Annotated in this window: 18 protein-coding genes; 6 read left to right on the top strand and 12 right to left on the bottom strand. The window is 69.2% G+C overall.

The features are described from left to right. Positions 1–12: 12 nt before the first annotated feature. The 3 genes from topA to KXC42_RS02005 all read right to left on the bottom strand — a co-directional run bounded on the left by topA (position 13) and on the right by KXC42_RS02005 (position 4,047). Positions 13–2,982 (bottom strand): type I DNA topoisomerase, encoded by a 2,970-nt coding sequence (gene topA / locus KXC42_RS02015; protein WP_373922179.1) that lies wholly within the window; start codon positions 2,980–2,982, stop codon positions 13–15. A gap of 93 nt (positions 2,983–3,075) precedes the next feature. Then, on the bottom strand, positions 3,076–3,681 hold the full coding sequence (locus KXC42_RS02010) for a hypothetical protein (protein WP_219129860.1): 606 nt from the start codon (positions 3,679–3,681) through the stop codon (positions 3,076–3,078). Between the two features lie 162 nt (positions 3,682–3,843). After that, positions 3,844–4,047, bottom strand: a complete 204-nt coding sequence (locus tag KXC42_RS02005; protein WP_003935252.1) for a cold-shock protein — start codon at positions 4,045–4,047, stop codon at positions 3,844–3,846. A 435-nt stretch (positions 4,048–4,482) separates the two neighbouring features. Here KXC42_RS02005 and KXC42_RS02000 point away from each other — a divergent pair, with 435 nt between their 5' ends. Continuing rightward, entirely contained in the window at positions 4,483–6,831 is a 2,349-nt protein-coding gene (locus KXC42_RS02000; RefSeq protein ID WP_219129859.1) for a DEAD/DEAH box helicase, read from the top strand. Between the two features lie 164 nt (positions 6,832–6,995). Here the strand turns inward: KXC42_RS02000 and KXC42_RS01995 are convergent, their stop codons facing one another. The 7 genes from KXC42_RS01995 to ssd are packed head-to-tail and all read right to left on the bottom strand — an operon-like array spanning position 6,996 to position 11,606. Continuing rightward, positions 6,996–7,355: an Rv3654c family TadE-like protein gene (locus KXC42_RS01995; protein WP_039586570.1), complete on the bottom strand. Its 360-nt coding sequence runs from the start codon at positions 7,353–7,355 to the stop codon at positions 6,996–6,998. Continuing rightward, entirely contained in the window at positions 7,352–7,726 is a 375-nt protein-coding gene (locus KXC42_RS01990) for a TadE family type IV pilus minor pilin (RefSeq protein ID WP_019290216.1), read from the bottom strand. Before KXC42_RS01990 ends, KXC42_RS01995 begins: the two co-directional genes overlap by 4 nt. A gap of 9 nt (positions 7,727–7,735) precedes the next feature. Next, on the bottom strand, positions 7,736–7,954 hold the full coding sequence (locus KXC42_RS01985) for a DUF4244 domain-containing protein (RefSeq protein WP_050993523.1): 219 nt from the start codon (positions 7,952–7,954) through the stop codon (positions 7,736–7,738). Positions 7,955–8,000: 46 nt separating this feature from the next. Continuing rightward, complete coding sequence (locus tag KXC42_RS01980) at positions 8,001–8,576, bottom strand: type II secretion system F family protein (protein WP_219129858.1); 576 nt, start codon at positions 8,574–8,576, stop codon at positions 8,001–8,003. Continuing rightward, positions 8,573–9,370, bottom strand: a complete 798-nt coding sequence (locus tag KXC42_RS01975) for a type II secretion system F family protein (RefSeq protein WP_219129857.1) — start codon at positions 9,368–9,370, stop codon at positions 8,573–8,575. Before KXC42_RS01975 ends, KXC42_RS01980 begins: the two co-directional genes overlap by 4 nt. Beyond that, on the bottom strand, positions 9,367–10,539 hold the full coding sequence (locus KXC42_RS01970) for a TadA family conjugal transfer-associated ATPase (protein ID WP_019290219.1): 1,173 nt from the start codon (positions 10,537–10,539) through the stop codon (positions 9,367–9,369). Before KXC42_RS01970 ends, KXC42_RS01975 begins: the two co-directional genes overlap by 4 nt. Then, positions 10,536–11,606, bottom strand: coding sequence for a septum site-determining protein Ssd (gene ssd, locus KXC42_RS01965; RefSeq protein ID WP_019290220.1), 1,071 nt, complete (start codon positions 11,604–11,606; stop codon positions 10,536–10,538). Before ssd ends, KXC42_RS01970 begins: the two co-directional genes overlap by 4 nt. 343 nt (positions 11,607–11,949) lie before the next feature. Here ssd and KXC42_RS01960 point away from each other — a divergent pair, with 343 nt between their 5' ends. Further along, positions 11,950–12,804 carry an HAD family hydrolase gene (locus KXC42_RS01960; RefSeq protein ID WP_373922178.1) on the top strand — a complete coding sequence of 285 codons (855 nt, stop codon included), beginning with the start codon at positions 11,950–11,952 and terminating at the stop codon, positions 12,802–12,804. 448 nt (positions 12,805–13,252) lie between these two features. Here KXC42_RS01960 and KXC42_RS01955 read toward each other — a convergent pair whose 3' ends face one another. After that, positions 13,253–14,002 (bottom strand): hypothetical protein, encoded by a 750-nt coding sequence (locus KXC42_RS01955; RefSeq protein ID WP_033097956.1) that lies wholly within the window; start codon positions 14,000–14,002, stop codon positions 13,253–13,255. Positions 14,003–14,200: 198 nt separating this feature from the next. Between KXC42_RS01955 and acs the strand changes: the two genes are divergently transcribed. Then, positions 14,201–16,132, top strand: a complete 1,932-nt coding sequence (acs, locus tag KXC42_RS01950; RefSeq protein ID WP_006552416.1) for an acetate--CoA ligase — start codon at positions 14,201–14,203, stop codon at positions 16,130–16,132. 60 nt (positions 16,133–16,192) lie between these two features. Here the strand turns inward: acs and KXC42_RS01945 are convergent, their stop codons facing one another. Next, positions 16,193–17,563, bottom strand: a complete 1,371-nt coding sequence (locus KXC42_RS01945) for an MFS transporter (protein WP_006552417.1) — start codon at positions 17,561–17,563, stop codon at positions 16,193–16,195. Positions 17,564–17,763: 200 nt separating this feature from the next. Here KXC42_RS01945 and nhaA point away from each other — a divergent pair, with 200 nt between their 5' ends. Genes nhaA through KXC42_RS01930 form a run of 3 tightly spaced genes read left to right on the top strand, consistent with a single transcriptional unit; the run spans position 17,764 to position 20,457 of the window. Continuing rightward, the gene (nhaA, locus tag KXC42_RS01940) at positions 17,764–18,990 is read left to right on the top strand and encodes a Na+/H+ antiporter NhaA (protein ID WP_041803540.1); all 1,227 of its coding nucleotides are present in this window, start codon (positions 17,764–17,766) and stop codon (positions 18,988–18,990) included. Continuing rightward, complete coding sequence (locus tag KXC42_RS01935; protein ID WP_006552419.1) at positions 18,990–19,505, top strand: phage holin family protein; 516 nt, start codon at positions 18,990–18,992, stop codon at positions 19,503–19,505. Before nhaA ends, KXC42_RS01935 begins: the two co-directional genes overlap by 1 nt. 16 nt (positions 19,506–19,521) lie before the next feature. Further along, positions 19,522–20,457: an alpha/beta fold hydrolase gene (locus tag KXC42_RS01930; protein ID WP_219130422.1), complete on the top strand. Its 936-nt coding sequence runs from the start codon at positions 19,522–19,524 to the stop codon at positions 20,455–20,457. The last annotated feature ends 17 nt before the right edge of the window (positions 20,458–20,474 follow it).

The raw sequence follows: 20,474 nt of genomic DNA, 5'->3' as shown, positions 1-20,474 counted from the left end.
CGACGGGAACCGTCAGTCCGTCGTCTTCTTCGCGGCGGCCTTCTTTGTCGTCTTCTTCGCCGCTGCCTTCTTGGCAGTGGTCTTCTTGGCGGCCGTCTTCTTGGCGGCCGTCTTCTTCGCCGCTGTCTTCTTCGCGGTCTTCTTGACGGGACCGCGTGCCCGACGGTCGGCGAGCAGTTCGGACGCCCGCTCGTCGGTGATGGACTCGACCTCGTCGCCCTTGCGCAGGCTCGCGTTCGTCTCACCGTCGGTGACGTACGGACCGAACCGGCCGTCCTTGATCACCATCTGCTTGCCGCTGACCGGGTCGGTGCCCAGCTCGCGCAGCGGCGGCGTGGCGGCGGCCTGCCGGCCGCGGCGCTTCGGCTCCGCGTAGATCTTCAGCGCCTCGTCGAGCGTGATCGTGAAGATCTGCTCCTCGTTGGCGAGCGACCGCGAGTCGCTGCCCTTCTTCAGGTACGGACCGTAGCGGCCGTTCTGGGCGGTGATCTCGTCGCCGGACTCCGGATCGACACCCACCACGCGCGGCAGCGACAGCAGTTTCAGGGCGTCTTCCAGGGTGACCGTGGACAGGTCCATCGTCTTGAACAGCGAACCCGTGCGCGGCTTCGGAGCGGTCTTCTTCGCGGGAGCCTTCTTCGCCGCCTTCTTGGCGACGGCCTTCTTGGTGGCGGTCTTCGTGCCGCCCTCTCCCTCCGAGCCGAGTTCATCGACGGGGATGGGCGTGACGTCCGGCTCCGGTTCGGGCTCGGGTTCCGGATCGGGGATCAGCTCGGTCACGTAGGGACCGAAGCGACCCTCCCGCGCGACGATCTCGTAGCCGGTCGACGGATCGACACCGAGGACACGTCCCTCCTGCGGCGTCGAGAAGAGTTTCTCGGCGTACTCGAGGGTGAGCTCGTCCGGCGGCAGGTCGTCGGGCAGGTTCGCGCGCTGCGAGGTCGGCTCGGCGTCGGGGTTGTTCGGGTCGGTGACCATCCGTTCGAGGTACGGACCGAAGCGGCCCACACGCACGTGGATCTCGCGACCCTCGGAGTCGTCGAACAGGCGGATGGAGTTGATCTCGCGGGCGTCGATGTCCTCGAGGTTCTCCCCCACCAGCTTCTTCAGGCCGCCCTTGCGCGCGACCGACTCCTCGTGACCGTCGTCGCTGCCGAAGTAGAACCGCGTCAGCCAGTCGGTGCGCTGCCGGTGACCGGAGGCGATCTCGTCGAGATCGTCCTCCATCCCGGCCGTGAAGTCGTAGTCGACGAGCTGGGCGAAGTGCGCCTCGAGCAGGCCGATGACGGCGAACGCCACCCACGACGGGACGAGCGCGCTGCCACGCTTGTAGACGTAGCCGCGGTCGAGGATGGTCTTGATGATCGACGCGTAGGTCGAGGGCCGGCCGATCCCGAGCTCTTCGAGCGTCTTGATCAGGCTCGCCTCGGTGTACCGGGCCGGCGGGTTGGTGGAGTGACCGTCCGGATCGAGCTTCGTCGCGGTGACCGAGGCACCCTCGGACAGGTTCGGCAGGCGCGACTCCGCGTCGTCCGACTGACCACCGGCCTCCTCGTCGACACTCTCGACGTATGCCTTGAGGAAGCCCGGGAACGTGATGGTGCGGCCCGACGACGAGAAGGTGCACTCCTCGCCGGTGCCCGCGGTGCCGGTGATGCGCAGCGTCAGCGTGGTGCCCCGCGCGTCGGCCATCTGGGAGGCGACGGTGCGCTGCCAGATGAGCTCGTAGAGCTTGAACTCGTCGCCGTCGAGGCGCGCGTGCAGCTCGCCGGGGGTCGCGAAGACGTCGCCGGCGGGACGGATCGCCTCGTGTGCTTCCTGCGCGTTCTTGACCTTGCGGGTGTACTGGCGCGGCGTCGGATGGACGAACTCGGCACCGTACAGCTGGGTGGCCTGTGCGCGGGCCGCCGCGATCGCCGACTCGGACAGCGTCGTCGAGTCGGTACGCATGTAGGTGATGTAGCCGTTCTCGTACAGACGCTGCGCGGTGCGCATGGTGCGCTCGGACGAGAACCGCAGCTTGCGGCCCGCCTCCTGCTGCAGCGTCGACGTCATGAACGGCGCGTAGGGCTTGCGGGTGTACGGCTTGCTCTCGGCCGACGACACCGTCAACGCGACACCGGCGAGTGCCTCCGCGAGGCGGCGGGCGCGGTCCTCGTCGAGGACGACGACACCGTTCGACTTCAGGTTCCCGTCGGGCCCGAAGTCGCGACCCGAGGCAACACGGGAACCGTCGACGCTGACCAGGCGGGCACCGAACGACCGGGGGCTCGCGTCGGCGCCGGCGTCCATCGTGGCCGCGATGTCCCAGTACTCGGCGGACTTGAACGCCATGCGCTCGCGTTCGCGCTGCACGATCACGCGGGTCGCCACCGACTGCACACGACCCGCCGACAGACGGGGCATGACCTTCTTCCACAGCACGGGACTGACCTCGTAGCCGTAGAGACGGTCGAGGATGCGGCGGGTCTCCTGCGCGTCGACCAGGTCGTTGTCGAGGTCGCGGGTGTTCTCGGCGGCCGCGCGGATAGCGGGCTCGGTGATCTCGTGGAAGACCATGCGCCGGACCGGCACCTTGGGCTTCAGGGTCTCGAGCAGGTGCCAGGCGATGGCCTCGCCCTCGCGGTCGGGGTCGGTGGCGAGGTAGAGCTCGTCGGCGTCCTTGAGCAGGCTCTTCAGCTCCGAGACCTTGGTCTTCTTGTCGGCGCTGACGACGTAGAGGGGTTCGAAGTCGTGATCGACGTCGACACCGAGGCGCGCCCACGACTCGCCCTTGTACTTGGCGGGGACGTCCGCGGCACCGCGCGGCAGGTCGCGGATGTGACCGACCGATGCCTCGACGACGTAGTCGCGGCCGAGGTAGGGGGCGATCTTCCTCGCCTTGGTCGGGGACTCGACGATCACGAGCCGACGCGTGCCCGACGAACCGCCCGCAGTGCTCTTCTCCCGTGCTGCCACCGTGCCGCCCGCACCTTCCCTCATTGCCGACATGTCGCCTTGTTCGAAGACATGTATACCGACCCGTTCCCCAGACGCGGCCACACACAGGGTCGCACATCCTCGGGGAACGGCTCTTCACAAGTGATGATCACCCGGTTCCACGTGCGGCCAGATCCGTCGTGCCGCGTCGGCGTCCGGAGGTGCACCGATGTTCTCGACGAGCCTCGTCAGACGCCTCCGGCCGGAGATCCTCAACCCCGGTCCACCGGTGCCGTGCGTACCGATCAGGGTCGGTGCGATGCCGGCGCGCATGAGCGCCTGCGCCAGAACTGCATGAGTGTCGGGAGCCGTCGCATCCAGACCGAGAACATACTGTGCTCCCTCGACCTCCACGCGACCGGACGCGAGGAACCACGCCCGCTGGGCCCGCGAGGACGGGACCCAGCCGGTCGGGACCGTCTTGCCGTCGTCGCTGCTCCACTGGGTCGCGAGCGGGACGAGAGCGGGGTCGACGGATGTGCTGACGGTGAACAGCTCGCCGTCGACGGCGATGTCCGCCTCGACTCCCGTGTCGGTCACGAGCTGCCCGATCGCACGGGCGCGCCATTCGGCGTCGACCTCCACGGTCAGCACCGCGCCGTCGTCGGTGAGACGCGCACGTCCGTGTGCCGCGAGCAGGCCGCTCAGGTCGGCCAGGGCCGGCGGCATCGTGTCGGCCCCGAAGAAGGACAGTTGACTCACGGGTCCTCCTCTCCCGGCTCCGTGAGCGCGACGAGGCGGTGAGGTCCCACGACCGGTTCGCGCACACGTCCCGGAAATGCATCGTCCCCCATCACCTGAGGCGACGGGGGACGATCGGGCGAGGTGGTTGACCTTGCCCGGTTGCTCGCTCGAGCGGGTGGATCAGAGTGCGCGCACGCCGGTGGCCTGCGGGCCCTTGGTGCCCTGACCGACCTCGAACTCGACTCGCTGGTTCTCCTCGAGGGTGCGGAAGCCGGAACCCTGGATCTCGGAGTAGTGAACGAACACGTCGGCGGAGCCGTCCTCAGGAGCGATGAAGCCGAAGCCCTTCTCCGCGTTGAACCACTTCACAGTGCCCTGTGCCATGCTTTTCCTTCTCTTTCTAACACCGGATTCGACGAACCGCCGGGTACGCGATCCGCCAGGTCCCGGTTCCGACCGCTGTACTTCTCGAGTCCCCCGTTGGAAGAGCTAAAGCACCGCGCTCGCAACCATCGATCCTGCGAGCGTGCACTTTTCCAAGTCTACGAACACAGAAGCTGCGACCGGGTGTCAGTCAACCACGTTCTGGGCACGCGCAACAGTAGGAATGGGCACAAACGTGCCAATTCCCTGATCTTGTTCATGTCTCGGTAGCATTACCCACGGGTAGCTGTTGCTCCCATGTTACGGGAGGCCACTGTGGCCCCACTCGTCCCGGACCCGGGTCTCCCGCATCCGACACAGCCTCGCCGTATCCGACACATTCCTATCCGACAGACGTTTTCGACAGACACCTCGTCCGACCCAGCGGAGTACTGCGTGACCGGCTCGCCCTTCCTCCACAACGGCGACGCCACCGCCCCCACCTACGGTCGCGAGCTGCTCGACCGGCTGCTCGCCGGCACCCCGACGGGCGAGTCACCGCTGACCCACGTCGCAGAGATCCCGGCCCGGCCCGCCCACCACAGCGACTGGCCGCAGTGGGCGCACGAGGACGTCGTCCGGGCCTTCCGCGACCAGGGCGTCGAGCGTCCCTGGCACCACCAGGCGAGCGCCGCCGACATCGCGGCCGGCGGGGAGAACGTGGTGGTGTCCACCGGCACCGCGTCGGGCAAGTCGGTCGCCTACCAGCTGCCCGTCCTGAGCGCGCTCGCCGACGACCCGCAGGCCACCGCTCTCTACCTGTCGCCCACCAAGGCTCTCGGCGCCGACCAGCTGCGCGCGGTCACCGAACTGACCTCCGACATCGACGGCCTGTCGACCGTGTGCGCGTGTGCCTACGACGGCGACACCTCCACCGAGATCCGGCAGTGGACGCGCCGGCACTCGCGCTGGATCTTCACCAATCCCGACATGCTGCACCTGTCGCTGTTGCCCGCCCACGCACGATGGGCCCGGCTGTGGCGCCGCCTGCGGTACGTCGTCGTCGACGAATGCCACTCCTACCGGGGTGTGTTCGGCTCGCACGTCGCCCTGATCCTGCGTCGGCTCCGGCGCGTGGCCCGCCGGTACGGCGCCGATCCCGTCTTCGTCCTCGCCTCCGCGACGACCGCGGAACCGGGGGCAGCGGCGTCCCGGCTCATCGGAGCACCCTGCCGCGAGATCACCGAGGACGGCTCGCCGCACGGACCCCGCACGGTCGCGATGTGGGAGCCGCCCCTGCTGCGCGAACTCACGGGCGAACACGGCGCCCCGGTGCGGCGGGCCGCCGGGACCGAGGCCGCGCGCCTTCTCGCCGACCTCGTCGTCGAGGGTGCCCGCACCCTGGCGTTCGTCCGGTCGCGTCACGGCGCCGAGCTCACGGCCATGGGTGCACGTCGGCTTCTCGCCGAGGCGGCACCGGATCTCGTCGACCGGGTGGCGGCCTACCGGGCGGGCTACCTCGCCGAGGACCGGCGCGACCTCGAGGCCGCGCTCTCCGACGGCCGTCTGCTCGGCGTCGCCAGCACCAACGCCCTCGAACTCGGCGTGGACATCGCCGGTCTGGACGCGGTGATCGTCGCCGGATTCCCGGGCACGGTCGCGTCCTTCCGTCAGCAGGGCGGTCGCGCCGGTCGCCGCGGGCAGGGTTCGCTCGTCGTGCTGGTCGCGCGGGACGATCCGCTCGACACCTATCTCGTGCACCATCCGCAGGCACTGCTCGACCGGCCGGTCGAGGCGACGGTCACCGATCCGAACAATCCGTACGTGCTCGGGCCCCAACTTCTCTGCGCCGCATCGGAACTGCCGATCAGCGATGCCGAGGTCGAGGAGTTCGGCGCGCTCGACGTCCTCACGGACCTCGCGGAGCAGGGACTGATCCGCCGCCGCCCGCACGGCTGGTTCGTCACCCCGGGAACGCAACCGCACGGTGATGTCGAGATCCGCGGCGGGATCGGCCGCCAGGTCTCGATCGTCGAGGGTGACACCGGTCGCATGCTCGGCACCGTCGACGCCGCCCGCGCCCCCGCGACCGTCCATCCCGGAGCTGTGCACCTGCACCAGGGTGAGACCGTCGTCGTCGACGAGTTGTATCTCGAGGACGGCATCGCCCTCGTGCACGCCGAGGACCCGGAATGGTCGACGAGCGCACGCGAGATCACCGACATCTGTTGCATCTCCGTCGACGAACACCGCGAGTTCGGACCCGTCACCGTCGCGTCCGTGGGGGTCGAGGTGACGCACCGGGTGGTCGGCTATCTGCGCCGCCTGCCGTCCGGAGAGGTGCTCGACCAGATTCCCCTCGACATGCCCGAGCACACGCTCGACACCCGCGCGGTGATGTACACGATCGACCCCGACCTGCTCGACCGGATCGGGGTGACCCCCGATCGCGTGCCCGGGGCACTCCACGCCGCCGAGCACGCCGCTATCGGCCTGCTCCCCCTGCTCGCGACGTGCGATCGGGGCGACATCGGCGGCGTCTCCACCGATCTGCACCCCGACACCGGGCTGCCCACCGTCTTCGTCTACGACGGACAGCCCGGCGGCGCCGGATTCGCCGAACGCGGATACCACCGGATCACCAAGTGGCTCAGCGCGACCCGCGATGCGGTCGCGGCCTGCGAATGTGCCGCCGGATGCCCGTCGTGCGTGTACTCCCCCAAGTGCGGGAACGGCAACGATCCGCTCGACAAGTCCGGGGCGGTCGCCGTCCTCGATGCCGTCCTCGCTGCGATCGAGGGGTGACGGCGATTCAGGCCACCGGCGCGCCTACTCGGCCGGATCCGGGACGGGAACGGCTGCCAGCAGCCGCTTCGTGTACGGGTCGGGCGGCAACCGCTGGATGCGAGCACAGGCAAGCAACGAGCGCGAATGCGCTGGATACGGCCGCGAGCGACCGCCGACGGGCCTCATCGGGCAGGACCGGCTCGCGCGACGGCCGTCGCCTTCTTCCCGCCGAGGAGAGCCGACACCTCAGCGGTGACCTCGACGAGCGCATCCCACTCTTCGATCTCGCAGCGCCGCAATCGTACTCGCATCCGTGTGGTGATCGCCTCGCTCGCCTCGCAAGCCTCCACGACCCCGCGGTCCAGTGCCGAGGCGACCGCCACCGCCGCCAGGTCGGCCGCCGCCTGCGCACGATGACGTGCGACGACGACCGACCCGACGTGCAGCAACGTGGCCGTGATCGCGATGAGTCCGGCCATCACGGCGCAGCCGATCACACTCGCGCTCCCGTCGTCGCCGAGGAGGGACGGGCCCGACCTCATCGCGTTCCTTCCGGCTCGCGCACCGCCACCGCCTCGGCCGTGAGGGTCAGCAACGGGAGCAGCGGACTCTCCGCAGTCACGACCGCCACGATCAGATCTCCTTCCTCGCGTACCGCCACGCGTGCGTCCGGAGGCGCGACTCGCGTGGCCACATCGACCGCCCTCGCTTGATCTCCCCGCGCGGCGAGGCGGGCGGCTTCACGGGCGGCGTCATGGCACCGCACCTGGTACGCGATGCCCAGCACCGCGCCGAGGCACAGCACGAGCACCGTGATCAGGCTTGCGACGGCGAGAGCCGCTTCGACGGTGACCCCGCCTTCGTCCTCACGAACGAAAGCGCGTAACCAGCGTCGTCCGAGCATCTTTCGCATGCGTCGGTATCACACCGCCGTGTTCAGGGCACGCTCGACGATGCCCGTCAGCGCGGACACGATCGAATCGCCGGTCACCACGGTGTACAGCACCGCCCCGAAAGCCGCCGCCGCAATGGTCCCGATCGCATATTCCGCCGTCGACATGCCGTCGTCCTGCACGACGAGCCCGCCGAGGCGACCACGCAGACCGTGTGCGAACGCTTCGGTCACTGTTCGTTTCCCCATCTTCCGTCCCTCCCATCCGAGCGGCGCGGACCGTCCGCGCCGACGTTCACATCAGACCCGCACCCAGGACGTCCCGCGCCAGGCCGACGACGACCGGCACGATGCCCAGGCACACGAAGGCAGGCAGAAAGCACAGACCGAGCGGCCCGCTCACGAGTACTCCGGCCCGATCGATCTCGGCGGCGACCCGGTCCTCCGTCTCGGCGCGATGCCGGACCGCGAGTTCGGCGACGGTGTCCGACAGGGGCGCACCGGATTTCGCGGATCGTCTTGCCGCGCGGGCGAAATCGTCCAGCGCGTCGACCGCTCCCGGACCTCCCCACGCATCGGCCGGATCGGCTCCGAGCGCCAATCGGTCGGCACCTCTCCGCAACGCCGCCGCGAGGTCGGGCGGAGCGGATTCCGCGACGACCCGCGCCGCAGAACCGGCGGGCATCCCTGCGCGCAGGCACGCCGCGAAGAGATCGAAGGCAGCGGGAAACGCGTGCGGGTCGGTCTCGGGTTCAGTTGTATCCGACGCGGCAGCAAGGGTTCTCGTGGAGAACAAGCGGGTGGTTCCACGAGGGGTCGGTGCGACGACGAGAGAGGCCGCTCCCAGCAACACCGCCCACGTCGCGCTCATGCCCTCACCCGTGCCGCGATCCGGTCCGTCCACAGCAGACCCACACAGACCAGCGCAGTGCCGACCACGAGCATGACGCCGCCGAGCCCACCGGTGAGGAGGATGCCGAGCGGAGCAGCGCCCATGAGTTGCCCGAGACCCACCCCGAGCACCGGCAGTCCCGCCAGAACCGTCGCCGTGGCCCGAGCACCGGCAAGTCCGGCCTCCGTACGGGCACGGATCCGCATACGCGCGGCCAGATCGATACGCGCGGCCCCGAGCAGTTCGGCGAGGGCGAGACCGTGGCGGTCGGAGACGGCCCACGCATCGGCGACACGACCCAGACTGTCGGCGACACCATTCGAGGATGCTGTGGCCGAACGTAGTCCGTGTGCCGCCGACCCGCCGAGTCGCGCCCGGGCCGCAGCGACCCGGAAGGCATCGGCGACGGACCCGGCCGTCTCCCGGGCCGCCGTCTCGCACGCGTCGGCGGGATGCGTCCCCACCCGCAGATCGGCGATCACGGTGTCGAGTCCCGACAGCAACATCCGTCGTTGCCGATCGAGCTCAGCAGCGCGGCGCCGGGCTCGGCGACGCCACACCGCGGTCGTCGCTACGGTCGCGCCGGCCACAGCCGGTGTGATTCCCGCCCACACCACAACCGTCGCGAGCACGACGACCATCACCCCGACGACTAGGGCGCGCGGTATCGGGCGCGGCGCCGCGTCGGGCACCCCGCGTCGCAGTCGACGGCGGGCCGAGGACGACGGCAGGACGAACAGCGCCGCCGCGAGGCACAGGATCGTCGCGTTCACGGCGCATCCCGTCGACGCAGGATCCGCTCGAGGGCGTCCATGCCGTGCTCGTCGCCCCTGTCGTGGGTCCATGCCGGTGTGACGATCACGCCTGCGACGGGGTCCCGCTCGACCACGCCGATCCCCACGAGACGTCGCGCTCCGTCGCTGCCGCGGTGGACGTGCAGGATCACCTGCACCGCGGCGACGAGCTGGCTGTGCAGCGCCGCTCGATCGAGGCCGCCGAGTGCGGCGAGAGCCTCGAGTCGCGCGGGCACCTCGTCGGGCGAATTGGCGTGCACGGTCCCTGCGCCGCCGTCGTGACCCGTGTTCAGCGCGGTCAGAAGATCGACGACCTCGGCGCCTCTCACCTCGCCGATGACGATGCGGTCCGGTCGCATCCGCAGCGCCTGCCGCACGAGATCGCGGACGGTGACCTCACCGACGCCCTCCACGTTGGGTGCCCGTGCCACGAGGCGCACCACGTGCGGGTGGGCCGGGACCAGTTCGGCGGCGTCCTCGACACAGACGATGCGTTCGGCCGGATCCACCGCGCCGAGCAGCGCCGCGAGCATCGTCGTCTTGCCCGCACCCGTGCCGCCGACGACGAGGAAGGCCAGGCGCGCGCGGACGATGCGCAGCAGCAACCGATAGGCGACCTCGGAGACCGCACCGCGATCCCGCAGTGCTTCGAGTCCCTGGGTCGTGGGCCGCAGGACCCGCAGTGACAGGCACGTCCCGGCCTGCGCGACCGGGGAGAGCACCGCGTGCAGCCGGACACCGAACTCACCGTGCCCGGGCAACCTGCCGTCGACCCACATCTGGGCGTCGTCGAGCCGACGCCCGGCGAACAGCGCCAATCGCTGCGCGAGTCGTCTGACCGCGGCCTCGTCGGGGAAGGTGACCTCGGTCAGGTGCAGCCCGTTGCCACGATCCACCCAGACGCGATCGGGCGCGGTGACGAGCACGTCGGTCACGGCCGGGTCTGCCAGCAGATCCTCGAGCGGGCCCGCACCGGTCAGTTCGGTCTGCAGATGCCGCAGTGCCGCAAGCAGATCGGAGTCTCCGAGTACTCCACCGGATTCCGCGCGCAGGGCTGCGGCGACGCGGGTCGGAGTGAGCTCCCCGGTCTCGTCGGCCAGCCGGTCGCGGACCCGCGAAAGGAGGTCGTCCCCGAGGGTCCCGGTCATGCCGCACGTCCCGGGCCGGCGCGGTCGGCCCCGACGGCCGCCAGCACGTCGTGCGCCGCACCGAGCAACGGCGAGCGTGACCGCAGCCGCAGGCCCCCGCGTTCGAGCATCTCGCTCAAGCCCGGCTCGGGACGCATCGAGGTGAGCACGTCCAGGCCCACCGCGTCGGACACGTCGACGGCTCGCAAGCCACCGGGTGCGGGCCCGCGGACGACGACTCCGGCCGGTTCACCCCGCGCCGCGAGCGTGCGGGCGACCCGGGTAGCGGAGAGCACCGCACCGATCCGGGCCGGCACGACGACGACGGTGAGGTCGGCCAGTGCGATCACCGCGTCGGCGACCGGGTCGAAGCTGCGCCCCACATCGCAGACGACGGTTGCTCCCGCTCCGCGCACCCCGTCGACGACCGACTCTGCGGCGACGGCGGTGAGCCGATCGGTGTTCTCGCGGTCGGTGGACAGGACGCCCACCCCGGATGCCCATACGGGTACGGCGTCGCGCAGGGCACGCGCCGAGACCCGTCCACCGTCGACGGTGAGACCGGACCACCGCACTCCCGGACACTCCTCGAGACCGGTCAGGACGTCGAGTCCCGCGCCGAACGGATCGGCGTCGACGAGCAGGGTGTCGCGTCGTTCGTCGTTCCCCGCGGCCCAGGCGAGTGCGGCGGCGAAGGTCGACGCGCCCGCTCCCCCGCATCCTCCGACGACCGCGAGGACGGTGCCGGCACCCGTCGAGGGCTCGTCAGCGGCCGCGACGATCGAGAGCAGTTCCACCTCCTCGGACGGGAGGGCGAGGACGTGTTCGGCGCCGACGGTCGCGGCGGCCTGCCAGTCCGCCAGGCCGGCCGTCCCGCTGCACACGAGGATCACGCCGGGGCGGCGGGGATATCCGGCCGCGCATGCCGCTGCGGCGGACGCATCGAGGACGACGATCGCCGCGTCGGTCCACGCCCTGCGGGGCACCGGCACGGACATCTCGTGCAGTGTGCGGTCGGCCGCCGCGACCACACGATGGAGGTCGGCGACCAGCGCGGGATCGTCGACCAGTCCGAGGATGTCGTTCATGCCCGACAGGCTGCCCCGCTACGGGGTCGTGAGTGTCGCGGAAACGGCCTCGGAAGCCCCGCCTGTGGATGGATCAGGGGCCTGTGGACAACCCGGCCGTGCGCACCCTCGTCGCACCTGTGCGCAGGTCGGCGGGTGTAGAAGACAGTACGGAGACGTGTGGAAAAGGCCTCGGACAAAGCGACAGCCCTCGCCAGGGGGGAGGAGGCGAGGGCCGTCTGCGTTCAGCCCCGGGGGGTCGGGCTGAACACAACCCGAGTATCGACCCGGGCATTCGCGATAGTACACCGCTAGGCGTGACTGCTTGCAACTTCAAACACCGGCGCGGCGCGCCCCTATTGTGGTGATCGTGACCGATACGTCCGTGAATCCGTCCCGACCGGCCCCGTCGACGGGGGGCTCACCGGACTCGGCTCGCATCGCAGCGTTCTTCGATCTCGACAAGACCGTCATCGCCAAGTCGAGCGTGCTGGCGTTCACCCGGCCGTTCTTCGAGGAGGGTCTCCTCAGCCGCCGGGCCGTGCTGCAGAGCACCTACGCCCAGCTCCTCTACCTGTTGTCGGCGGCCGATCAGGCCCGGGTGGACCGGATGCGAGAACACATCGCGCACATGTGCAAAGGATGGGATGTCGAGCAGGTCGGATCGATCGTCGAGAAGACCCTGCAGGACGTCGTGACACCGCTCGTCTACGCGGAGGCGAAGGATCTGATCGCCGATCACCGGGCCCGCGGTCACGACGTGATCATCGTGTCCGCATCCGGCCAGGAAGTGGTGACTCCGATCGCCCGGACACTCGGTGCCTCCCACAGCACGGGGAGCCGGATGCGGATCGTCGACGGCCGCTACGCCGGCGAGCTCGAGTTCTACTGCTTCGGGGAGGCGAAGGCGGTCGCGATCCGCGAGCTCGCCGAGGAGTACGGTTACGATCTCTCCCGCAGCTACGCGTACTCCGATTCGGCCACCGACCTGCCGATGTTGCTGGAGGTCGGCAATCCGCGCGCGGTCAACCCCGACCGCCCGCTGCGCCGGGAAGCAAACGAAAACGGTTGGCCTGTTCTCACTTTCGCCCGGCCCGTACCGCTCGGACGTCGTGCCCGTCCGTCGCCGCGCGCCCTGGCGACGCTCGCCGCGACCCTCGGAGCGACCGCACTGATACTGGGTGCCACCCGCCGACTGGCCAAGCGCCGGATGCGTTGACACTCAGGGTCACTCGCCGCGAAATCGAGAACAAACATTGCCGTCGGGGGCTTGCCGACATCTCGCGGACGGGGTAGAAAGGAGTTACGGAAGGACGGAAGGCCAAGACCGAATCGGAAGAGAAGATTCGATCTCCCGACTGTTCTTCCCAGCACGGACACCGAGTACCCACGCGAAGCCGATGCCACTATAAGGGCACGAGTGTTGTGGGCCTGCGAGTTCCGGATTTTCGAAGACGAGTACCCCGCACCCGTTGCGAGGACGAATCGACGATACCCGGATCATCGCCGAGGCCGTTGAATCACAACCCATTTCAGCACGCATGGTAACTCGGACCGCCCGTGCTAGCGGGTGGCGGAATCGATCTCGATCGATATGCCACCCGCTTTCGCGTGCAGGGGGTTTCGCGTACAGGCCGCGATTCGGCCGGCGAAGCCCCGCCCGGCACTCAGCCGGCGAACGCCTCGGCGATCGAGCCGGCCTCACGAGCCCCGGCCTCGAGCGACCCACAGCAGAAGAGCACCCAGCCGCCGACGCCCTCCACGGTTCCCGCCCCGAATCCGGCGACCCCGTCGCGGTAGGCCTGCAACCGGCGCATCCAGTGGACCTCCGGTACGCCCAGATTGCGCGTATCGAGTCCGGACGCGACGCACACGAGCCGGGACGCGGCCCGCGCCACGATGCCGTCGGCGACCCCGAAGGGCTTCAGGACGGACAGTTCACCGTGCACGACCGCAGCGAGAACGGGCGCCGGGGCGTTCGTCCCCCCGGTGACGAGTTGCGCGAGCCCGTCGAGACGCTCGGCGACCCCCGGCTCCGTCCGCGGACGACCCAGCTCCTCGGCGTCCTCCACGAGATCCGCGGCAGCGAGAAGGTGCAGGCGGGCCAGTGCCTGAAGCGGGGCACGTCGCCACGTCGCGACCATGTTGTCGAGCGCGTCGCCGTCGAGCGACTGCGCGACCCGCAGCGCTCCGGCCAGGATCGGATCGCCACTCTCCCCCGGCTGCGGAAGTTCCATCGACCCGCCGTCGATCGACGCCGAGGCGCGGGCGGCCCGCACCGATGCCTCCGCGGCGGTGTTCGCCCAACCACGCCGATTGGTTCGATGACGATGCACCTCCGCGAGCGCGTCGCGGGCACGGTCGGCGGCGTCGCGTACGCCCGGAAGGTCGACGAGAGGCTGAAGAGGGTCGGTCACGCCGACGACGGTACCGGCGCGCACGCGGTGGACGGACGAGAGGTTCACCGGTCGTGCCCGAATGCCGTTCGTCGCGCGAATTCGACCGATGAGCGAAAGTGACGGGGTTGCATATCGATGCAACGGTGCGGCGCCGGTCACAGATGATTACGCTCACAAGAGCCCGAATGGAACCATCCCGGAAAGAGGCCCTGCACCATGACGAGCGCAGCCCAGGAGCACGAATCGAAGGCGTACCCGCCGAGCCCGGAGTTCACCGCCACGGCCAACGCCGGTCCGGAACTGCAGGCCGCGGCCGACGCCGATCGGCTCGGATTCTGGGACGAACAGGCGAAACGACTCGACTGGGCGGAGCCCTGGACGGAAGTGCTCGACTGGTCGAACGCTCCGTTCGCGAAGTGGTTCGTCGGCGGCAAGCTCAACGTCGCCTACAACTGCGTCGACCGGCACGTCGAGGCCGGTAACGGCGATCGGGTCGCCATCCACTTCGAGGGCGAGCCCGGCGACAGCCGGTCGCTGACCTACAACGACCTCCTCGCCGAGGTCTCCCGCGCCGCGAACACCTTCACCGAGCTCGGCCTGGTCGCCGGCGATCGCGTCGCGATCTACATGCCGATGATCCCCGAGGCCATCGTCACCATGCTCGCGTGCGCGCGCCTCGGCCTGACCCACTCGGTGGTCTTCGGCGGCTTCTCGTCGTCGGCGCTGCGCTCGCGCATCGACGATGCGCAGGCCAAGCTGCTCGTCACCGTGGACGGGCAGTGGCGGCGCGGCCAGGCCGCGCCGCTCAAGAACGCCGCCGACGAGGCCGTCGCCGACGCAAAGTCGATCGAGCACGTGCTGGTCGTCGCGCGCACCGGCATCGACGTGGAGTGGACCGAAGGGCGAGACCTGTGGTGGCACGAGACCGTCGAGAAGGCCTCCCCCGAGCACGAAGCGCAGCCGTTCGACTCCGAGCACCCGCTGTTCATCCTGTACACCTCGGGCACCACGGGTAAGCCCAAGGGCATCATCCACAGCTCGGGTGGCTACCTGACGCAGGCGTCGTACACCCACCACTACGTCTTCGACCACAAGCCGGGCAAGGACGTCTACTGGTGCACCGCCGACATCGGCTGGGTCACCGGCCACAGCTACATCGTCTACGGCCCGCTGAGCAACGGTGTCACCCAGGTCGTCTACGAGGGCACCCCCAACTCGCCGAACGAGCACCGGCACTTCGAGATCATCGAGAAGTACGGGGTGTCGATCTACTACACCGCCCCGACGCTGATCCGCACGTTCATGAAGTGGGGTCGCGAGATCCCCGACGCCCACGACCTGTCGTCGATCCGTCTGCTCGGCAGCGTCGGCGAGCCGATCAACCCGGAGGCGTGGCGCTGGTACCGCGAGGTCATCGGCGCGGATTCGGCCCCGATCGTCGACACCTGGTGGCAGACCGAGACCGGCGCGATCATGATCTCGCCGCTGCCCGGCATCACCGCCACCAAGCCCGGCTCGGCGATGGCGCCGCTGCCCGGTATCTCGGCGAAGATCGTCGACGACGAGGCCACCCCGCTCGGCGCGGGCGGTAACGGCTACCTGGTGCTCGATCAGCCGTGGCCGGCTATGCTGCGCGGCATCTGGGGCGACGAGCAGCGTTACCGCGAGACCTACTGGTCGCGCTACGCCGAGCAGGGCTGGTACTTCGCCGGCGACGGTGCGCGTTACGACGACGACGGAGCGCTGTGGGTGCTCGGCCGCGTCGACGATGTCATGAACGTCTCCGGTCACCGCATCTCCACCTCGGAGGTCGAGTCGGCGCTCGTGTCGCACCCGTCCATCGCCGAGGCCGCGGTCGTCGGCGCGGCGGACGAGACCACCGGTCAGGGCATCGTCGCGTTCGTGATCCTGCGCGAGCACGTCGAGAACACCGGCGACACGCTCATCAAGGAACTGCGCGATCACGTGGCGGTGGAGATCTCCCCGATCGCCAAGCCCCGTCAGATCACCGTTGTGCCGGAACTGCCGAAGACCCGGTCGGGCAAGATCATGCGCCGCCTGCTGCGCGACGTCGCCGAGGGCCGCGAGCTCGGCGACACCTCGACGCTCGTCGATCCGGCCGTCTTCGACGCGATCCGCGGCAAGTAGCCGAACGACGAAGGCCTCTTCCGGATCGGATCCGGAAGGGGCCTTTCGCGGTCGGTACGACTACACCTCGTCGAGCGACCGGTCGCGGGTCTCCTTGACGACGAGCAGCGCGACGAAGGTCGTCGCCGCGGCGATCAGCAGGTAGATGCCCACCCAGCCGACGCCGTAGCTCGTGGCCAGCCACGTCGCGATGAAGGGGGCCACCGCGGCACCGAGGATGCTCGACACGTTGTACGAGATTCCGGAACCCGTGTAGCGGACGTTGGTCGGGAACAGCTCGGGCAGGATCGCACTCTGCGGCCCGAAAGTCAGACCCATGAGCAGCATGCCGACGATGAGGAAGAACAGCATGCGTCCGGAGCTCATGCCGTCGCTCGACAGCAGGAACTGGAAGCACAGGCCGAACACCATGATCGCGCCCGTGACGACCAGCAGGGTCGAGCGGCGACCGTAGCGGTCGGCGAGCCACCCGGCGACGGGAACCGCCGCGGCGAAGAACAGCACCGCGACCAGCTGCAGCACGAGGAAGTCCGCGTACTGGAAACCGGCACCGTGGCCACCTTCCTCGGGGGTCTTGCCCGTTCCGAAGCTCAGAACCCAGGTGGTCATGATGTAGAAGAGCGTGTACGTCGCGAGCATGACGAAGGTGCCGATGATCAGCTCACGCCAGCTGTTCTTGAACACCTCGGCGAGAGGCGTCTTGACCTTCTTGCCCTCGGCGACGGCCTTGGCGAAGACCGGCGTCTCTTCGAGCTTGAGCCGCACGTACAGCCCGATGATCACCATGATCGCGCTGAGCAGGAACGGAATGCGCCAGCCCCATTCGAGGAAGGCGCTCGACAGGTCGGGGTCGCCGTTGTCGTGGCCGAGCGCCAGCGTGATGATCAGGAACAGGCCGTTGGCGCCGATGAAGCCGATGGGTGCGCCGAGCTGCGGCCACATCGCCGCCCAGGCGCGCTTGCCGGGTTCGGCCGTCTCGGTGGCGAGCAGCGCCGCACCCGACCACTCCCCACCGAGACCCAGGCCCTGGCAGAAGCGCATGAGCGCCAGCAACGCCGGTGCGATGAGCCCGGCCTGGTGATAGGTCGGCAGCAGGCCGATGAGGAAGGTCGCGATGCCCATCGTCAGGAGCGAGCCGACGAGCGTGACCTTGCGGCCGATGCGGTCGCCGAAGTGCCCGAAGACGACGGATCCGACCGGGCGGGCGACGAAAGCGATACCGAAGGTCGCGAGGGAGGCGAGCAGCGCGGTCGTGCTGTTGCCCTGCGGGAAGAACAGGTGCGGGAAGACCGAGACGGCGGCTGTCGCATAGATGTAGAAGTCGTAGAACTCGATGGACGTGCCGACCATGCTGGCGACGACGATGCGCCGGCGCGGAACGCCTGCGACGAGCGAGGAACCCCCGTCCTCGACTCCGACCGATGTGCTCACTGAACCATCCCCACTACTCCACTCACATTCTGAGACCAGATCCCACTTACTAGGAAAGTGAACACCCGAGTTTCCGCCCACCGCAAATCGGACACCCCTACGTGCGCCCTCCGTCCGGCGTTAGACTCTTCCCCGGTGTGCCGGGAAGTCTGGTCGGCGACGGTTCGCCCGTGCCCGTATCCGCCCAGCGAAAGACGCCCGTGTCCGACACCTCCTCACCCACCTGGACCGCACCTCTGGGTCGCTTCCTCCGCACCGAGACGGTCGGCGGTTCACTGCTGCTCATCGCCGCAGCGATAGCGCTGATCTGGGTCAACTCCCCCTTCGGCGACTCCTATCTCGCTCTGCGGGACTTCGAGATCGGCCCGGAGTTCCTGCACCTGCACCTCTCGGTCGGCGACTGGGCCAAGGACGGCCTGCTCGCCGTCTTCTTCTTCGTCGCGGGCCTCGAACTCAAGCGCGAACTCGTCACAGGCGAACTCGCCGATCGCAGGAAGGCGATCCTGCCCGTGATCGCCGCATGCGGCGGCGTGATCCTTCCTGCCGTCATCGCAGCCGTCGTGGGCTGGGGTGCGCCGGGAATGGACCGGGGTTGGGCGATCCCCGTCGCGACCGACATCGCCTTCGCTCTCGGCGTGCTCGCCCTCACCGGTTCGCGCATCCCCACCAGCGCCCGGGTGTTCCTGTTGAGCCTGGCGGTCGTCGACGACCTCATCGGCATCGCGCTCATCGCGATCCTGTTCACCTCGGGACTCGCCGTCGCGTGGCTGCTCGCCACAGTGGCCGCAGCGGCGGCGTACTGGTTCGCGCAGCAGAAGCGCATCACCACGCCGTGGTTGTATGTGCCGCTCGCACTGTTCACCTGGTACGCCATGCACAACGCAGGCATCCACGCGACCGTCGCCGGGGTCCTCCTCGGCCTGCTCACCCGTGTCCGCACCGATCCCGGGGAGGACTACGCACCCGCCGAGCGGCTGGTCCACCACATCCAACCGTGGTCCGCCGGTCTGTGCGTCCCGCTGTTCGCCCTGTTCGCATCCGGTGTACCCATCGGTGCGGAGATGCTCGGCCAGGTGTTCACCGATCCTGTCGGCCAGTCCGTCGTCCTCGGACTGCTCCTCGGCAAGACCGTCGGGATCTTCGGCGCCACCTGGATCTCGATCCGGCTCGGTCTCGCCACCCGCCCGACCGGGCTGATGTGGGGAGACGTGCTCGCGCTCGCCGTGATCGGCGGCATCGGGTTCACGGTGAGCCTGCTCATCGCCGAACTTTCGCTCGGCGACATCCACGGTGGCGAGCCCGCCGAGATCGCCAAGGCCGCCGTGCTGGTGACATCATTGATCGCCTCTGTCCTCGGGTCGGCGCTACTGTTACGGCGTGGGCGCGCCCACCGCCAACGGAACGAACCAACCGAAGGGGTCGAGTAGTGAGCGTGACGAACGCGAATCGTCCGGAGAACGGAGTCCCGTCGAGCATTTCGGGCATCCCGTTGACGAAGGTGGACGCTCCGACACCCCGCGATGCCAGTGTGGGCGAACTGGTACGCGACGCAGCGACACAGCTGTCCACACTGTTCCGCGCCGAAGTCCAGCTCGCCAAGGCCGAGGTGACCGGCGAGGTCAAGAAGGGCGTGCAGGGCAGCCTGTTCTTCATCCTCGCGCTCGCCGTGCTGACCTTCAGTTCGTTCTTCTTCTTCTTCTTTCTCGCCGAACTCCTCGATGTCTGGGTGGCGCGCTGGCTCGCCTTCCTCATCGTCTTCCTGATCATGCTGGTGGTGACGGGCCTGCTGGCCCTGATCGGCTATATGCGGGTCCGGAAGCTGCGCGCACCGAACAAGACCATCGACTCGCTCAAGCAGACCGCGTCGATCCTCCCGAGCAGCCAGGACGGACACGATGCGGACGGCCCGCGCCACGCCGCGCCGCGCCGCGTCACCCGCTGACGAACCGGAACAGCCAGTGCCCGTCCCCGACCCGTCCACGGTCCGGTATCCCGGACCGTGGACGCATCGAGATATCCACGCCAACGGCATCCGCTTCCATGCCGTCGAAGCCGGTCCGCACGACCCGGACACACCTCTCGTGGTGTTCGTGCACGGCTTCGCCGACCTGTGGTGGTCGTGGCGTCACCAGCTCACCGCCTTCGCCGATCTCGGCTACCGGGCGGTCGCGGTGGACCTGCGTGGTTACGGCGACACGGACAAGCCGCCCCGCGGATACGACGGCTGGACGCTCTCGAACGACATCGCGGGACTGATCCGCGCGCTCGGGCACACCGAGGCGGTCCTCGTGGGCCATGCCGACGGGGGCCTCGTGTGCTGGGCGACCGCGGTGATCCATCCGCATGTCGTGCGGGCCATCGCGGTCGTCGACTCCCCGCACCCCATCTCGCTGCGCGACGCGACCCTGCGCGACCGCGCGCAACGCAGGGCTCTGGTGCCGACCTTCCTCGCCTACCAGCTGCCGTGGCGTCCCGAACGGAAGCTGGTTCGCGACAAGGGCCTGGAGATCGAACGGCTGATGCGTGTGCGGTGCGGCCCGGACTGGCGACGCACCGACGAGTTCGCCGATGTCGTCGACCGGCTGCGCACCGCGATCCGCATCCCGGGCACGGCGCACCTGACCCTCGAATACCAGCGCTGGGCGTTCCGCAGCCAGTGGCGTCCCGACGGTCGCCGCTTCATGAAGGCCATGGACGTCGAGCTCACCCTGCCGATCCTGCAGCTGCACGGCGCGCTGGATCCCTACGTGCTCGCCGCGACCCTCCGACGCTGCGTGCGGCACGCCCCCGGACGGATCCTGAAACTCGTCGACGGGGCCGGCCACTACGCCCATCAGGAGAAGCCCGAAGCGGTGACGGCACTGCTCGCCGACTTCGTCCGCGGACTCGACTGATCTGCCCGTCCGCCGGA

The organism is Rhodococcus sp. LW-XY12 (assembly GCF_019317345.1).
Taxonomy (GTDB): Bacteria; Actinomycetota; Actinomycetes; order Mycobacteriales; family Mycobacteriaceae; genus Rhodococcus; species Rhodococcus pyridinivorans.
Note: the sequence above shows the minus strand (reverse complement) of the source record. Positions and strands in the feature narration are given on the sequence as shown.

What these genes read in the sequence shown, in the direction of transcription:
- acs (WP_006552416.1), top strand. Translation starts at nt 14,201, where the DNA reads ATGACGAGCGCAGCCCAGGAGCACGAATCGAAGGCGTACCCGCCGAGC.
- KXC42_RS02005 (WP_003935252.1), bottom strand. Translation starts at nt 4,047, where the DNA reads ATGGCACAGGGCACTGTGAAGTGGTTCAACGCGGAGAAGGGCTTCGGC.
- ssd (WP_019290220.1), bottom strand. Translation starts at nt 11,606, where the DNA reads ATGAACGACATCCTCGGACTGGTCGACGATCCCGCGCTGGTCGCCGAC.
- KXC42_RS01995 (WP_039586570.1), bottom strand. Translation starts at nt 7,355, where the DNA reads ATGAGGTCGGGCCCGTCCCTCCTCGGCGACGACGGGAGCGCGAGTGTG.
- KXC42_RS01970 (WP_019290219.1), bottom strand. Translation starts at nt 10,539, where the DNA reads ATGACCGGGACCCTCGGGGACGACCTCCTTTCGCGGGTCCGCGACCGG.
- KXC42_RS01990 (WP_019290216.1), bottom strand. Translation starts at nt 7,726, where the DNA reads ATGCGAAAGATGCTCGGACGACGCTGGTTACGCGCTTTCGTTCGTGAG.
- KXC42_RS01985 (WP_050993523.1), bottom strand. Translation starts at nt 7,954, where the DNA reads ATGGGGAAACGAACAGTGACCGAAGCGTTCGCACACGGTCTGCGTGGT.
- topA (WP_373922179.1), bottom strand. Translation starts at nt 2,982, where the DNA reads ATGAGGGAAGGTGCGGGCGGCACGGTGGCAGCACGGGAGAAGAGCACT.
- KXC42_RS01980 (WP_219129858.1), bottom strand. Translation starts at nt 8,576, where the DNA reads ATGAGCGCGACGTGGGCGGTGTTGCTGGGAGCGGCCTCTCTCGTCGTC.